Here is a 14,851-nt window from a genome sequence, read left to right as displayed (position 1 = left end):
ATCCGCTTCTCTGGTTACCTCAACTTGAGAATCAAGGGCCGAATGGTCCGCAGCGTAGATACTTTGTTATCAGATGTCTTCGTCTTCCTGAAATACACTTAAATATCTTGGTACTCATTCATTATTCTCGTAATAAATTCTGTCTTTCCAGCAGTATAGGCTTGGCGATTGTTTCTGTATTTATTAGCTAGTTGGAACTTTAAATTCGTATACTCAGTTACTAATAAGGGATGCTTTCTTAGTATATCTCTAAACATTATATGTCTTTTCAATTCTTCACTTTCCCTATTGCATACGTATAGATGATGTTCGTGCTTCTCATTGCCTTCACTAGTGTAGAGTACATAAACGTCCCTTCTTGCAAATGCTTCTCTGTTTTTAATCCCCAAATCACCTTCATAAATATATCCCAATTCTTCCAGCTTTTTAATTGCCTGTGGCAGGCAGTTCATAGATTCAATTACTACATCTATATCAATAATTGGTTTGGCTGAAAGACTCGGGATTGATGTACTTCCAACGTGTTCGATTCGTAATGCCAGACTATTTAATTTGTTGGATATAATCGATTCTATTATATTGAACGCTCTTGGCCATTCATTATTGTATCCTTCAATAATTACTGGTTTCTGATTCTTCATTGAAATGCTCCTTGCGTAATTATTATTTACAAAGATTTCTGATAACGTTGTTGTATTCACGACGTCCCTCTACCTTAAGCCCAAAGGGCGGCCGCGATGCGGTTAGGTGGAGGGATGTGTCCGGCTGAATTCGCTACCTCGCTACTGAAATACCCCTCCGAATCCACATCTAACTTCGGCCGGACCGAGGGGCGGATGCCCCGAAGCTTGAATATGGTGTTATCAGATGTCATATGCCCTCTCCGAATTTTCTTATATACTTCAATAGTCATTATTCAGGTCTTTTTTTAGAATATCCATAAGTATCCCTGTAATGTTTTCTTTCCTCGGTGAAGTCCCACCATTGGTTCCCACAGTAACTATTATTAGCGCAATATATAACGAATCTAAATTGATCTTCAACACAAGGATCAATTCTTTCCCCATACAAATGTTCTAAATCATCAAATAATCTGGCACCATCTTTATCTCTTATTTCATTCAATGAATAATAACCTAACATTAATAAATCCTTTGCAAATTTAGGTCCAATTGAAGGTAAACTTTGAAACTCAGATAAAGCCTTTATTTCCTTGGCTCTATTTTCTGAAACATTCATAATTAAGCAAATCTCGTTATTTGTTAATTTATAAATTTCACTAGGGCGTGTCTTCAAACTGTTTGAATGGTAATACCTGGGTTAAATAGTTTAGATGAATACTCGATACGAAATAAAAGAGACACAATGGCAGCGAGTTCAAGACCTGTTTCCACCTGAACGAAAACCACAAGGAGGACGCCCCGCATGGGACAACCGAATCATGTTAAATGCAATGCTTTGGGTTGCACGTTCAGGCGCCCCATGGCGTGATCTACCTGACCACTTTCCCCATTGGAAATCCGTCTACACCCGCTTTCGACGCTGGCAGAAAGCGGGGATTTGGGATGAGGTGCTGAAGCATGTCTCCCTGGATGCTGACGAGGAAAGCATCATGATTGATGCCACGATCGTGCGCGTTCATCAGCATGGATCGGGCGCAAAAGGGGGCAAAGCAAGCAAGCGATCGGACGTTCCCGTGGTGGACTAAGCACCAAAATTCATGCCTTGGTCGATGCGTTAGGAAATCCACTTCGTTTTGAATTAACGGGTGGTGAAGCTCATGACTCCGTTCAGGGCTATGAGCTTCTTCAAGCCATGAAACTGAAGATGAAGCAAGTGTTAGCCGATCGAGCGTATGATACGAATGCGATTCGGACACTTTTGGACGAGCAACAGGCGATTACAGTGATTCCAAGCAAGAAAAATCGCCGAGAGATTCAGCCACATGATCGAGATATCTATAAAGAACGTCATTTAGTGGAATGCTTCTTCAATAAAGTGAAAAACTATCGTCGTCTAGCGACTCGCTACGATAAATTAGCGTGTACGTTCAAGGCTTTTTTGACTCTGGCATCCATCATGGTGTGGCTTGCCTGAGTTTGAAGACACACCCTAATTAGTATTTTATTTTTTCTTAACTCCTTTCTCTCTTGAGTAGTTAATTCTAGGATTGGAGACTTGTTCTTTTTCATTCTCTTACTCCTTTTAGAGGCTTTTATACTTGCAAATGATTTCCGTTAACGTTCCTGTATTCACGACCCAGCGTATGCCCGCAGCATGAATATTATGTTATCGGATGTTCCATTCTTCTAACGAAAACCCTCTCAAAATTGCATTGTCCAATTTTTCTTCTAAGGATCTATTTAAAGGTTCATCTCTTGGTTCTATACCTATCTCATCTATAGTTTTTTTAATACTATCTACAAATTGTTGGCTTATGATTGTAGGTGGTATGTATTTACTAGGGCGTGTCTTCAAACTGTTTGAATGGTAATACATGGGTTAAATAGTTTAGATGAATACTCGATACGAAATAAAAGAGACACAATGGCAGCGAGTTCAAGACCTGTTTCCACCTGAACGAAAACCACAAGGAGGACGCCCCGCATGGGACAACCGAATCATGTTAAATGCAATGCTTTGGGTTGCACGTTCAGGCGCCCCATGGCGTGATCTACCTGACCACTTTCCCCATTGGAAATCCGTCTACACCCGCTTTCGACGCTGGCAGAAAGCGGGGATTTGGGATGAGGTGCTGAAGCATGTCTCCCTGGATGCTGACGAGGAAAGCATCATGATTGATGCCACGATCGTGCGCGTTCATCAGCATGGATCGGGCGCAAAAGGGGGCAAAGCAAGCAAGCGATCGGACGTTCCCGTGGTGGACTAAGCACCAAAATTCATGCCTTGGTCGATGCGTTAGGAAATCCACTTCGTTTTGAATTAACGGGTGGTGAAGCTCATGACTCCGTTCAGGGCTATGAGCTTCTTCAAGCCATGAAACTGAAGATGAAGCAAGTGTTAGCCGATCGAGCGTATGATACGAATGCGATTCGGACACTTTTGGACGAGCAACAGGCGATTACAGTGATTCCAAGCAAGAAAAATCGCCGAGAGATTCAGCCACATGATCGAGATATCTATAAAGAACGTCATTTAGTGGAATGCTTCTTCAATAAAGTGAAAAACTATCGTCGTCTAGCGACTCGCTACGATAAATTAGCGTGTACGTTCAAGGCTTTTTTGACTCTGGCATCCATCATGGTGTGGCTTGCCTGAGTTTGAAGACACACCCTAGTAGTTTCATCAATTTTTATTTCTGAACCATCTCTTGTAATTAAGATCGCCTCAAATTCACCTTTCCCCCAAATATTAATGTATTCTCCAAAGCGGTAATTAAGCGGTCTCACCATCCAATTGTTTTTGAGCTTGATTATATCCAGTTGCTTGTCATTAGGATTTTTCTTAGCTTCAACAACTAAGAAATTGAACTTATTCGTTCTTCTTTTATGAAAAATAATATCAGGCCTTTTATTGTCGTAATTTCTTTTTGCTACATCTACTTCTTTATTCAACCAAAGAAAATACTTACTAAGTTCGTTGCACAAATGATGAGTCAGATTCCATTCTGTCATTCCTGTTTGACTTGTATAATCAAAGAAGTCACTTTCATTCTCAAAAAAATTTTTGATTGATGAGTAAATTATATTTCTTACCAGATTGTCCATGATTTTCGCTCCTCGCTTCTTATGGAATTTACGATAACGTTCCTGTATTCATGAACCCCAAAGGGGTTGTCTGCTGAAATTCCTCCTCGAAGTCCATCCGCAGACCCATGCTCAGAAGGAGCCGCTGCTTGAATATTATGTTATCAGATGTCAGTATTTGCTTCTAAATATTCTTAATCTTCAGTCCCAAGCTTCTATTTTATTGTTACTTTCAATTGGTATCCTGAATTCTCAATACTTATACCAACGTTTTCCCATAGTTTTCTCACTGTTTGGGCTAATTCGCTAAAAACTGAGACTTCATCCCAATTACTATAAGTTGCGTACATATCATGCAGTATTGGAGATAAGCAATCCCAAACCCCATCTAAATACTTATAATTACTGATAAAATCATTAAATTCCTATTATTTATAATACTGAAATGAAACAGAATGCTATACATCTTATTCATCATGAATTTTGTCATAAGCATAAGTAACTTGACTAACTTTATCATCAGTGTGGATGAATAAGTCTTCTAAATCTTCGACCCCAAACATGTTGTACTTAAAAAAAATCATCATGAATGATGCAGATCTGATTTGGAGCGAGTATATTGCAACAAGATTAACCTTATTTATGTTGTAGATATTAACCTAAATAAAAATTTCATCTGTAAGTTCATCTAAATACAACAGCATTTCTGAATTGTATAAATTAGTTCTTTCAATGGCAGTACCTATAATCAATAAAAATTTTCTAATATGATTATAAATATTCATTTCATCATAATTAAAGAATGAATTTTCGCAAAAGTATATTGAGTCATTCTCTCCATGTATAGGATGTTCATATATAACAGAAGAATCCATTTTGATACCAATCGATTCTGTATGACTTCTCATAGGTTCTGGAAAATCTTTAAATCGAAGTATATATGTCCAAACGCCTTGCTCTAAACTAAGAATTGCATTGTGACGATACTGATGTTCTATACCATTATACAATTCATCAAAGTCGATAGTGCTTATATCGAAATTAAGCTTTTTACATACCAAGAAGGATACTAACTGCTCATACTCTATAAATGATCCTCTCTTTGCTTTAATGGTGCTAGAGGCATCATTTCTTAACATTTTATTTATAGCTAATTTTTTCAAAGCATCTTTAAACTGAGCTTTACTCAAATCTGATTTAATTTCACCTATAGACAAAACACTCTCAATTGTAAAGAATTGTGAAATATCATTTCGCAATAGCGGAGTATCTTCCCCTTCATAAACCACAACGTCACATTGCGTGCTAATATGATCTTTACTAGTTATAACAAAACCTTCAGATATATCATAATTCGAATTAATAACGTGTTTTAATAGTTCTTTAAAAGTTTGCTCTCTGTATCTACCGTATTCACCTGGATGATATAAAGAGTCTTGTTTAAAGAATAAAGACCTACTATCTTCTATGTAGGTTGAAACAAAGCTCTCTATTCTTCTATTCAATAAAGCAACAAATATGCTATTACTCAATTTTTTCGCTCCTCTTTTAATTACGTGGTCTTCTAATTACGTATAACATTCTTGTATTAGCGACGTCCATTCCCCTAGATAGCTCCTATCTTAGGGGAATGGATGTATCTGCCTGTCTCCTCTTCTTCGAAAAAACTCCTGGCAGATCAAGGGCCAACGGCCCGCAGCGCGAATATTGTGTTATAGGATGCCAGCGCCTTCTTCGAAATACAAAATCATTGTTTCTTAACTATCGCTTCCCGTTAACTCAACTCATTCCGTGTCCGCTGAGGCGCTCCTGGTGGATAACAATTATTTAGTTAGTAACATTACAGTCGTGAAATACGTTGAATGGTTAGGATTTCTTGTACGTCCCTTATTCACCACCACCTGTAATATGCTCTTTACCATTGTTCATAATCTATTTGAATCAAATTAAAGCATCTTACATAATTGTCCAATCATTCTCTTTTTGTTCAACATATCTTGGAGATATCAAATAAAAGGAGTTGATATTTTGGTACGTATTCTCGATAAAGCTGCCGTCCAGCCGCGCCGTAGATTCAACTTAGCAAACTCATTTATTATCCGTCGTTCACCAGCAAGATCTCGCCTTGCAACAATCACTATACGGATTCCAGTCAATTCTCAACGTAATCGGGTAGATTTGGTAGCAACCGTGGGTGTTCGAGGTGTCACTGGTATTGCACAAATACTCTTTAGAATCTTCCGCGATGGAAGAGAGATTTTCAACACACAACAAGGTATCGAATCTGCTGGCTCTGAACAAAATTATGCTGTTACGTTCCAGGCGGAAGATAGAAATGTAATAGCTGGTACCCATGTTTACACAGTCACAGCAGAAAATCTTACTACAAATACAAGAGCCGATGTTGTTGGGCCGATATCGTTTAGTGGGTTAGCCGTTAAAACGAGAACCTAATACCGTATTGGCAATAATTTTTCGCACCTGAATAGAGAGCCCTGCAAAAACCTCTATTTTGAGGGAATGGGTACTTCAAAATGGAAAAAAAGATAGAAGAGTAAAAAGCAGCTCGTTCCTCGTCAGAGGATAAGCTGCTTTTGCTCATTTCCACTAAGCATAACTGCCCTTTAGGTTAATTCATCAATTAATTTCTTGCGCTGATTTCCTATAACGTTTTACGCATTCACGAACCCGAGAGGCTTAAGTGACCGTAGGGAACGGGTCGTCAGACTTAGGCTCGCAGGGTTGTCCGGCTGATTCCGCTTCCCCGAAAATCCGCGGCCGAACCGAGGGGCGAATGCCCCGATGCGTGAATACGTTGTTAGATGGAGTTACCTTGAGCTACTCACAAAATCCCTCATGCCCTCTCTTAGCATGCTAACCCCTTCTTCTACACTCTTCATATTCTCATCGTCATTCATATTATTCCTTGCATGTAATAATGCCGGTCTTAATGATTCTACTGAATTTCCAAATTGGTACATCCATTCATATCTAGGAACCATCCATAAATGAAAGTGATGTGTTGTATCTTCATTATAAAAATAATAGACCTTATCAATTCCCAATCGTTTTCTTTGTTCACTTCTGAGCTTATGGATTAACGAAATAAATTCTAATCGCTCTTCATCTGTTAATTCATCCATGCAGTAAAAATGCCTCTTTGAAGCCAATATAACTAACCCTTTAATTGGATAAGCAATATCCTGATGGACATGAAAGTTGCTTGATTCAAAAATTACTCCACCTGTTGAAGAAATCAAACCACTTGTCAATGCGCAGCTTACACATTCAACTTCTACTGATCTTCCATCAGCCAATGTAATTAGTCTTGGCATTATGCACCTCATAGTTTTTGATTTTGATAAGAACTTGCATCGTAATTTCATCTAACTTTCCTGTATTCACGACCCAGCGTATGCTGGGTGTCCGACGCATGTCGGACCAAGGGCATATGCCCACAGCATGAATATTATGTTATCGGATGTTCCATTCTTCTAACGAAAACCCTCTCAAAATTTCATTGTCCAATTTTTCTTCTAAGGATCTATTTAAAGGTTCATCTCTTGGTTCTATACCTATCTCATCTATAGTTTTTTTAATACTATCTACAAATTGTTGGCTTATGATTGTAGGTGGTATGTATTTACTAGTAGTTTCATCAATTTTTATTTCTGAACCATCTCTTGTAATTAAGATCGCCTCAAATTCACCTTTCCCCCAAATATTAATGTATACTCCAAAGCGGTAATTAAGCGGTCTCACCATCCAATTGTTTTTGAGCTTGATTATATCCAGTTGCTTGTCATTAGGATTTTTCTTAGCTTCAACAACTAAGAAATTGAACTTATTCGTTCTTCTTTTATGAAAAATAATATCAGGCCTTTTATTGTCGTAATTTCTTTTTGCTACATCTACTTCTTTATTCAACCAAAGAAAATACTTACTAAGTTCGTTGCACAAATGATGAGTCAGATTCCATTCTGTCATTCCTGTTTGACTTGTATAATCAAAGAAGTCACTTTCATTCTCAAAAAAATTTTTGATTGATGAATAAATTATATTTCTTACTAGATTGTCCATGATTTTCGCTCCTTATGGAATTTACGATAACGTTCCTGTATTCACGACCTAGCGTATGCTGGGTGTCTGGCGAATGCCAGACCAAGGACGGATGTCCGCAGCGTGAATATTATGTTATGCGAAGCTTCTGTCCTCTTCGATTATTCAATCAAACTTCTTATATCCTCATTTAAATTAGTTTCAATAATTCTTCAGATCTTTGATGTTCTTTACACATTTTTGTACTTTTTAAAGACTTTTTATTCCGAATATTATTTTAATTTCATTCCTATTCTTTTCTGTCTTTTTAAACCCCTCTTTTGAGTCATAGATATATACTTTTTTTCCTATCCAAACTCGCAAATAAATAGACTGGCATTGAATTGGTCTTACTATACCTTTAGTTTCAAATTCAGTTCCATCATTTAATTCAGTTTCAGTTCTAACAAACCATTTGTTACCTATTCCAATTTCAATGAATTTCATTTAAATCTCCTTCTTCAAGCAATAAAAATAGAATATACTTATCTTCACTTTCTTTAATTCTGATTACATGCATTTGACCTAATACGCATTACAGAAGTTTCACATAACGTTTCTGTATTCATGAACCCGAAGGGGTTGTCTACTGAAATGCCTCTTCGAAATCCACCTTGAAGACCAAGGCTCCAAAGGAGCCGCTGCTTGAATATTATGTTATGTGAGGTCACTCAGCTTCTTTGAATTACTCTCATTGATTTTGCATTATTATTCTTTAATATTTCTAATTTGTAATCATACGGTTTTAATATTTCTAAGATCTCCTTCTTTTTCTGCGCTTCAAATCCATGATTCCATTTAATCATTTCCAATAGTCCTTTTAGTGTTTGTCTATAATTAGACTTTTCAATATCTATTCTTTGTTTAATAAATCTATTAATTATTCTTAAGTCTCTTACAAAAGTGTTTGGTGTTAAAAATATAATTTTGTCCGCTAAATCGAAACTCTCAGCCAGCCACTTGTAATAAACTCCTTCAACAATCCAAGAGTCTTTTACTATTATTTCATTTAATAGTTTGTCACGAACTTCAGGAGAATTTTTCCCTGCCATTTCTACTGAACTACTCCACATTACCTTGTCTAGTTCATAGTGAGGAATGTCCAATTGTTTAGATAAATTTTTAGCTAGATATGTTTTACCACTTCCAGTAGAGCCAATGATGTGTATTCTTCTTGGCAATTCGGTCATAGCTTCTCCTTTATTTAATGGATTTCAAGTGATTTCACATAACGTTTGTGTATCTACGAACCCGAGAGGCTTAAGGCGCGCACGCCGGGTCCAACGGACTTAGCCTCGTAGGGTTGTGAGCTGATTCCACTTCTCTGACTACTCCATCTTGCGAACCAAGGGCAGAGCCCGCAGCGTAGATAATGTGTTATATGATGGATCGGGCATCTTGAACTACTTCCACAACTTTGTGTTTATTCATTGTGTTAATCAGTAAAATCTATGCATAATAACCGCCTTCTAATAAATAAGTTCTTGCCTCTTTATAATGTTTATAGATTTTACTAAATGCCCTGTTTGCTTTATGTTGGTAATCTATATCACTTATGCATGGTTTAATTACTTTCACTACTTCCCTCATATCCGTATCACTTGGAATCTCGCCTGATATTAATTTTTCTAAATCTAGTTCAAATAGTCCCTCCAAGTTTTCTGAACAATCCCCATACGCATATACTGCTTTGTTATCATCCATTCTATATAACTTGAATTTAATACAGATTGCCACAGAATTCATCCTCTATTTCTTTAATTTTATTGAATTACTTGTTTTTCCGATCTTTCATATAACATCTAATTTATGTACTTCGCAAACTCCACACATTCAACTTAATTTCTGAACTACATACATAATAAACCATATTGTTCCATTTGCGAAGTGCCGACAACAAACCAAAGGGCAGCCTTTACATCAGGCCGCCCTCCAATATAATTACTATTTTATTTTACATAAAACCGTTCACTTCACACCACTACTCCATACCACTCTCTCGCTCATTGCCTTATGCTGCGCAATCAAACAGAGTTCTGCCGCCTTAAACGCATGCTCCTGTGTCATCGCGATCTCTGTTCGATTCAGACAATCCCGGATGAGTTCTCCGAAGAACGGATAACCGACCTGTCCTTTGACGCTATAGCGATATTCTCCTTCATGGTTAACCAGGTACACCTGATCGCCTTCACGCTCTCTCGCCACGTCGATATACTTACGCAGTTCAATGTAACCATCTGTTCCCAAAATAACCGTTCGCCCATCTCCCCAGGTACCCAAACCATCCGGTGTAAACCAGTCCACCCGGAAGTAACCGGAAGCGCCATTGTTACCGATCAGTGATGCTTCGCCAAAGTCCTCAAGTTCCGGGAATTGTGGATGATTGAAGTTGTGCACCCTGCTGAACCCTACCTCTGCATCCGTACACGAAGCAAAGGTCAGAAACTGCTCGATCTGATGACTTCCAATATCACAGAGGATGCCGCCATACTTTTCATGCTGGAAGAACCATTCAGGCCGACCACCCGCATTCAATCGATGCGGCCCCGTCCCCATAACCTGTACAACCTTGCCGATGGCTCCCTGTTCGATCAGTTGTCCGGCATAGATCGCACTTTCAACGTGAAGACGCTCACTATAGTAGACCATATACTTCTTCCCAGTGCGTTTGACCTCTTCACGCGCAAGGGCCAGTTGATCCAGTGTGGTAAAGGGGGCTTTGTCCGTAAAATAATCTTTGCCTGCGGCCATGACTCTCATGCCGAGTGGCGCACGTTCCGATGTGATGGCTGCTCCAGCTATGAGCTGCACTTCATCGTCTGCAAGTACATCCGCTTCCGTTGCAGCGATCTGTGCCTGCGGGAACTGTTTCCGAAAAGCCTCGACTTTAGCCGGGTCAGGATCATATACCCATTTGAGCGTTGCCCCAGCCTCCACCAGACCGCCAACCATGCCATAGATGTGCCCGTGATCCAGTGCAACTGCCCCGATGACAAATTCCCCAGGGCCGCATACTACCTCTTTTTTCACACTCTTTGGAGCATAGAACATTCCGTCTTTTGCCATGTCTTATCCATCCTTCCCTTATGGGCATTTCAATTAGTGCCTCATCTGATTACGTATTGAAAGTGAGTCCCTGGACCCTGCATTTGTGCAAATGAACACTACTTAAATGTCTGTGACAGATCAGCAGGCTGACTGCTGCTTCCTGCCTTGTCTTTCTTTGTATTTGAACTGGCAATCCGCTGCTGTAAATGCTCATAGAACAAATCCTCATCAATCGACAGATCCACCCAGTTATCCGTCCAGGTCGACAGCAGCATGGCATTGGACAATGTTAAACCATGGATACCCTCTTCTCCCGGAGCAATGAGCGGAGTCCCGTTCAGGATGGCATCGATCCAGTTGCGAATCAGACCGGGATGTCCGGTTTCCACACCAGTAATCGGCACCTCGCACTTCCAGCATTCCGGCTGCCCAAATCCTCCGGTAAATCTCTGATTGAATTCCGGCTCAGGTTCACGAAGACGCCAGAAGGTCAACTGACCATCTTCAATGACAATTTTGCCGCGATCCCCATTGACCTCGAATCGGTTGGTGCCCGGTGCTTCACCCGTCGTGGTCACGAATACACCTGTGGCTCCATTTTCATACTCTACATATGCCGTTACATCATCCTCCACTTCAATGTTCCGGTATTTGCCGAATGAACAGAAGGCCCGCACACGAACGGGCATCATGCCGATGGTCCATTGCCACAGGTCCAGTTGGTGAGGGTCCTGGTTGATCAGGACTCCGCCTCCTTCACCAGCCCAGGTTGCCCGCCAACCGCCCGAATCATAATAGCTCTGGGAGCGATACCAGTTCGTAATAATCCAGTTGGTGCGCCGTACCTCACCCAGTTCTCCCGAGGCAATCAGATCCCTTAACTTGATATATAAAGGGTTGGTTCGCTGGTTATACATCATGGAAAACACTTTACCGCTGGCAGCCGCCGCTTCATTCATCTCGCGTACTTGTTTGGTGTATACTCCGGCAGGTTTCTCGATCATGACATGCAAACCATACTGAAAAGCCTGAACGGCCTTTTCGGGATGGTCATAATGCGGAGTGGCTATAATGACCGCATCAATCGTCCCTGATGACATCATCTGCTCCGCATCCTGCCAATAGGTGACTGAAGCCGGAAGGTTGCTGGATACCCAGCTCTCCATTTCTTGTCTCACATCACACACAGCCACCAGTTCTGCACCTGGTACTTCTCCAGCCACCAACGTTCTGGCATGCGCTGCGCCCATATTTCCAATTCCAATGACCGCTACTCGAACCAAACTCATACCTGTACCTCCTCGTCAACTCGACGCTCAATTTCGGCAAACACATCTGCAAAATGCTGTAACATCGCCTTCGATTCCAAAACTCCGCTAAAATCCTCAATGCCGTAATACCCGTCATATCCAACGGATTTCAGGTCGCGGAATACTTGCAACCAGTTCACCACGCCTTCGGTCAAGGGGGTCCACTGGCAATGCCAGGCCGATGCTATCGAGATTTTTGTATTCTCTTCATTTACACTGGATTTCGAATTCATGTTCGATGCATCCTTGAACCAGCCCGCATTTTTCACATGCACATGTGCCAGATAAGGTCCCAGCAATTCCAGTCCCATACGATGGTTCTCATATCCTTCATGGACCATGTTGCCTGGATCGTACAAAACGCCCACATGCTGTGAGTCCAGCGATTGCACAAGCCGATAAGCCAGTGATGCAGTGGGTGCAATCGTTAGATGATGGGTTTCTACTACTGCCTTTACCTTATACTGTTGGGCCATCTCCTGAACTTCACTCAGGTAATGCACGGCTTGTTTGTACAATTCAGGATAGCTGGTTGTGCGATCATAGCCCGGAACCCCTACACGCATCATGGATGCGCCTAAGGCCTTAGCCGCTTGAAACGCCTGCTCTGTAGCAAGCAGATCTCCACAGCTCAGATACGGCACCAATGCAATCGATTGCCTGCCATGCTTTTTTGCCGCTTCACGGAATGCTGGTACCTGTTCCTCCCACTGGTCCGGATCGATCGAGCAACGATTATGTCTCCAATAGGAAGGTTCTTCTGACAGAGCATCAGTCGGTATTCCGCGATATCTCCATTCAATCCCTTCGATGCCAGCTGCGGCTGCAGCAGAAGCCAATTCATCTGCCGTCAAGTCCGGTGTGGCTACAGTGAATACAGATAACTTCATCAACATTCATCTCCTTATGTAAACGTATTCAATTTATGGTTGTAAACGCATTGTATCATTCATACGAATGCCTCCATAGAGGTCAACGCGAAGAGATGAACGACAGATAAACAGCAGACCATATTCCCCATTCAGAGATAACTTGCAAGTTCTCTTTTGAACATACACATAGCAAAAAGCACCTCGAATAACAGAAGATCCTTCTGATTCGAGATGCCTGGTTTTCAACTTCTATTTTGCATCAAAAAAAACATGTTCCGCCTGCAATTTCCCCATCTGTGTCGTCATGATACCAAAAGAATACTGCGATTGGCGTCGCCGATCCGTAGGAGAACCCGGATTAAATATCAGCACATCATTAACCGTATGCATCACCGGGATGTGCGAGTGTCCGAATATCACAGCATCCACCTGCTGCCCTGCAAAGGTATGGATCGCATTCTGCTCGGTAGACTTCGTTCCAAGATGACCATGTACAAGACCAAAACGCAAACCGTCCGCCTCAACGATGCGGGAGAACCCTAGTTTTTGACCTATTTCAGGCGGGTCCGTATTGCCTGCAACACCTTCAACGGGTGCATAAGCGCTGAGCAGCTTGTATACACTCCAGTCCGACCAGTCCCCCGCATGGAGAATCAGATCGGCATCGGATAGCGCCTCAACCAGGGGAGCGGGTAACGTACGTGCTTTTCGAGGCAAATGAGTGTCCGAGATGACAATAATTTTCATAGTACAGCACACCTTCCCTTTCCCTACATTACGCTTTATTCAGCATGTGATGGAAGAACTTCCAACTGGGAACAGGAACGCTCCATATCTTCAAGGGTAATGGATGCGAAGAACTGTTCCACCTTGGATTCGGCAACCTGGTAGAGATTGGTCAGAAGACTATCGATCCGAAGGCCCACATCACAATTCGGATTGCAGTTACCGTGAATCGGAAACAACGGGCCTTCATCCTTGGCAGCCTGATAGATCATCGCTAATGTGATTTCGCTTGAAGGCTTGGCAAGATAGAATCCTCTTGTTCCTGGTGAGGAGTCAACAAGTCCTGCCTTTTTCAACCCGCCCAGAATACGTCTGACCACGACAGGGTTCGTATTCACACTACCAGCAATCAGTGCCGAAGTGACTCGCTCAGGCGCGCTGAAAGACAACAACAACAAACAATGCACACTGACCGAAAAATGAGTACTCATGATTAACCACCTTTTAGTTGAGCATTAAAATGCTGATTTTATCTCATCCCAGATGTGCAGTTTACTCCGAGAACAGGTCCTGCTCAGGGCGGGCCCTAATTTTTAATTGCCGAACACTGTATTCCAGTTGTTTCACAATATCATCCAGCTGTTTGCGATCAATCTTCGTTGGATCTTCTACAGGCTTCGCCGTTGATTTCAGATCCCGAATCGTTAACTGCTGTTCTTGCCACTTGTCCATCAGATCCGCTATATTGGCATAGAAACGTTCGTAATCCTTAATAACCAAATCCAGATAGGCATCCACCTCATCCGGATCATAACCACGAAGTTTATAGTTGAATTGTTTTTCATGAATGGATAAGGCGTCGAGCTGCACGCCCAATTGCTTGAATAATTGTCTTTGTTTGTCCAATCTTCGTTTCATATGCTCATCCATATTGGCAACCCTCCATTATCAAACGCGCCGCGGTATGCATCGGTAGGATCGCAGATACCGCCGCATTTTCTCTCTCTATTTTTTATAACACATTATCCGTCAGATATAAAATCGTACGCCCCTCTTTATACGCGAAACTGATTGCTTTTTGTGAAATTCG

The 14,851-nt window shown here is 41.2% G+C and carries 18 protein-coding genes; 3 read left to right on the top strand and 15 right to left on the bottom strand.

Features of this window, described 5'->3' with window-relative positions; genetic code table 11:
* Positions 1-98 precede the first annotated feature (98 nt).
* Both JNUCC31_RS27845 and JNUCC31_RS27840 read right to left on the bottom strand, forming a co-directional pair.
* The gene (locus tag JNUCC31_RS27845) at positions 99-641 is read right to left on the bottom strand and encodes a GrpB family protein (RefSeq protein WP_192266512.1); all 543 of its coding nucleotides are present in this window, start codon (positions 639-641) and stop codon (positions 99-101) included.
* Between the two features lie 271 nt (positions 642-912).
* Positions 913-1,239, bottom strand: coding sequence for a helix-hairpin-helix domain-containing protein (locus JNUCC31_RS27840; protein WP_192266509.1), 327 nt, complete (start codon positions 1,237-1,239; stop codon positions 913-915).
* Positions 1,240-1,333: 94 nt separating this feature from the next.
* Between JNUCC31_RS27840 and JNUCC31_RS27835 the strand changes: the two genes are divergently transcribed.
* Together JNUCC31_RS27835 and JNUCC31_RS27830 are read left to right on the top strand one after the other, a co-directional pair.
* A protein-coding gene (locus JNUCC31_RS27835) for an IS5 family transposase (protein WP_416234334.1) occupies positions 1,334-2,097 on the top strand; the annotation gives its coding sequence in 2 pieces (ribosomal slippage) (positions 1,334-1,675 and positions 1,678-2,097; 762 coding nt in all).
* Positions 2,098-2,515: 418 nt separating this feature from the next.
* Positions 2,516-3,279, top strand: a protein-coding gene (locus tag JNUCC31_RS27830; RefSeq protein WP_416234334.1) for an IS5 family transposase whose coding sequence is annotated in 2 segments (ribosomal slippage) — positions 2,516-2,857 and positions 2,860-3,279 — 762 coding nt in all. Because the reading frame shifts where the segments join, the coding sequence is not laid out codon by codon here.
* Here the strand turns inward: JNUCC31_RS27830 and JNUCC31_RS27825 are convergent.
* Together JNUCC31_RS27825 and JNUCC31_RS27820 are read right to left on the bottom strand one after the other, a co-directional pair.
* Positions 3,210-3,728, bottom strand: a complete 519-nt coding sequence (locus JNUCC31_RS27825) for a hypothetical protein (protein ID WP_192266507.1) — start codon at positions 3,726-3,728, stop codon at positions 3,210-3,212. The genes JNUCC31_RS27830 and JNUCC31_RS27825 overlap by 70 nt on opposite strands.
* Before the next feature lie 638 nt (positions 3,729-4,366).
* Positions 4,367-5,239: a DUF6602 domain-containing protein gene (locus tag JNUCC31_RS27820; protein ID WP_192266505.1), complete on the bottom strand. Its 873-nt coding sequence runs from the start codon at positions 5,237-5,239 to the stop codon at positions 4,367-4,369.
* A gap of 496 nt (positions 5,240-5,735) precedes the next feature.
* Here JNUCC31_RS27820 and JNUCC31_RS27815 point away from each other — a divergent pair, with 496 nt between their 5' ends.
* A complete protein-coding gene (locus JNUCC31_RS27815; protein WP_192265041.1) occupies positions 5,736-6,161 on the top strand; it encodes an exosporium protein C in 426 nt (141 codons plus the stop codon).
* 374 nt (positions 6,162-6,535) lie between these two features.
* Here the strand turns inward: JNUCC31_RS27815 and JNUCC31_RS27810 are convergent, their stop codons facing one another.
* The 11 genes from JNUCC31_RS27810 to JNUCC31_RS27760 form a co-directional block, all read right to left on the bottom strand.
* Positions 6,536-7,042: an HIT family protein gene (locus JNUCC31_RS27810; protein ID WP_091033306.1), complete on the bottom strand. Its 507-nt coding sequence runs from the start codon at positions 7,040-7,042 to the stop codon at positions 6,536-6,538.
* Positions 7,043-7,181: 139 nt separating this feature from the next.
* On the bottom strand, positions 7,182-7,787 hold the full coding sequence (locus JNUCC31_RS27805; RefSeq protein ID WP_192266503.1) for a hypothetical protein: 606 nt from the start codon (positions 7,785-7,787) through the stop codon (positions 7,182-7,184).
* A gap of 228 nt (positions 7,788-8,015) precedes the next feature.
* The gene (locus tag JNUCC31_RS27800; protein ID WP_192266501.1) at positions 8,016-8,252 is read right to left on the bottom strand and encodes a DUF3977 family protein; all 237 of its coding nucleotides are present in this window, start codon (positions 8,250-8,252) and stop codon (positions 8,016-8,018) included.
* 224 nt (positions 8,253-8,476) lie between these two features.
* Entirely contained in the window at positions 8,477-8,995 is a 519-nt protein-coding gene (locus tag JNUCC31_RS27795; RefSeq protein ID WP_192266499.1) for a P-loop NTPase family protein, read from the bottom strand.
* Between the two features lie 259 nt (positions 8,996-9,254).
* Entirely contained in the window at positions 9,255-9,509 is a 255-nt protein-coding gene (locus JNUCC31_RS27790) for a hypothetical protein (RefSeq protein WP_228469273.1), read from the bottom strand.
* Between the two features lie 264 nt (positions 9,510-9,773).
* Positions 9,774-10,871: a Gfo/Idh/MocA family protein gene (locus JNUCC31_RS27785; RefSeq protein ID WP_192266494.1), complete on the bottom strand. Its 1,098-nt coding sequence runs from the start codon at positions 10,869-10,871 to the stop codon at positions 9,774-9,776.
* Between the two features lie 98 nt (positions 10,872-10,969).
* Positions 10,970-12,142, bottom strand: coding sequence for a Gfo/Idh/MocA family protein (locus JNUCC31_RS27780; protein ID WP_192266492.1), 1,173 nt, complete (start codon positions 12,140-12,142; stop codon positions 10,970-10,972).
* A complete protein-coding gene (locus JNUCC31_RS27775; protein ID WP_192266490.1) occupies positions 12,139-13,053 on the bottom strand; it encodes a sugar phosphate isomerase/epimerase family protein in 915 nt (304 codons plus the stop codon). The genes JNUCC31_RS27780 and JNUCC31_RS27775 overlap by 4 nt, the downstream gene beginning before the upstream one ends.
* 231 nt (positions 13,054-13,284) lie before the next feature.
* Positions 13,285-13,782: a metallophosphoesterase family protein gene (locus JNUCC31_RS27770; protein WP_192266488.1), complete on the bottom strand. Its 498-nt coding sequence runs from the start codon at positions 13,780-13,782 to the stop codon at positions 13,285-13,287.
* A gap of 35 nt (positions 13,783-13,817) precedes the next feature.
* The gene (locus tag JNUCC31_RS27765) at positions 13,818-14,252 is read right to left on the bottom strand and encodes an Rrf2 family transcriptional regulator (protein WP_192266486.1); all 435 of its coding nucleotides are present in this window, start codon (positions 14,250-14,252) and stop codon (positions 13,818-13,820) included.
* A 61-nt stretch (positions 14,253-14,313) separates the two neighbouring features.
* Positions 14,314-14,691 carry a DivIVA domain-containing protein gene (locus JNUCC31_RS27760; RefSeq protein WP_062326163.1) on the bottom strand — a complete coding sequence of 126 codons (378 nt, stop codon included), beginning with the start codon at positions 14,689-14,691 and terminating at the stop codon, positions 14,314-14,316.
* Positions 14,692-14,851 lie beyond the last annotated feature (160 nt).

Origin of the sequence: Paenibacillus sp. JNUCC-31 (genome assembly GCF_014844075.1) — a bacterium.
In the GTDB taxonomy this organism is placed as follows: domain Bacteria; phylum Bacillota; class Bacilli; order Paenibacillales; family Paenibacillaceae; genus Paenibacillus.
This window is presented reverse-complemented; position numbering and strand designations above follow the sequence as displayed.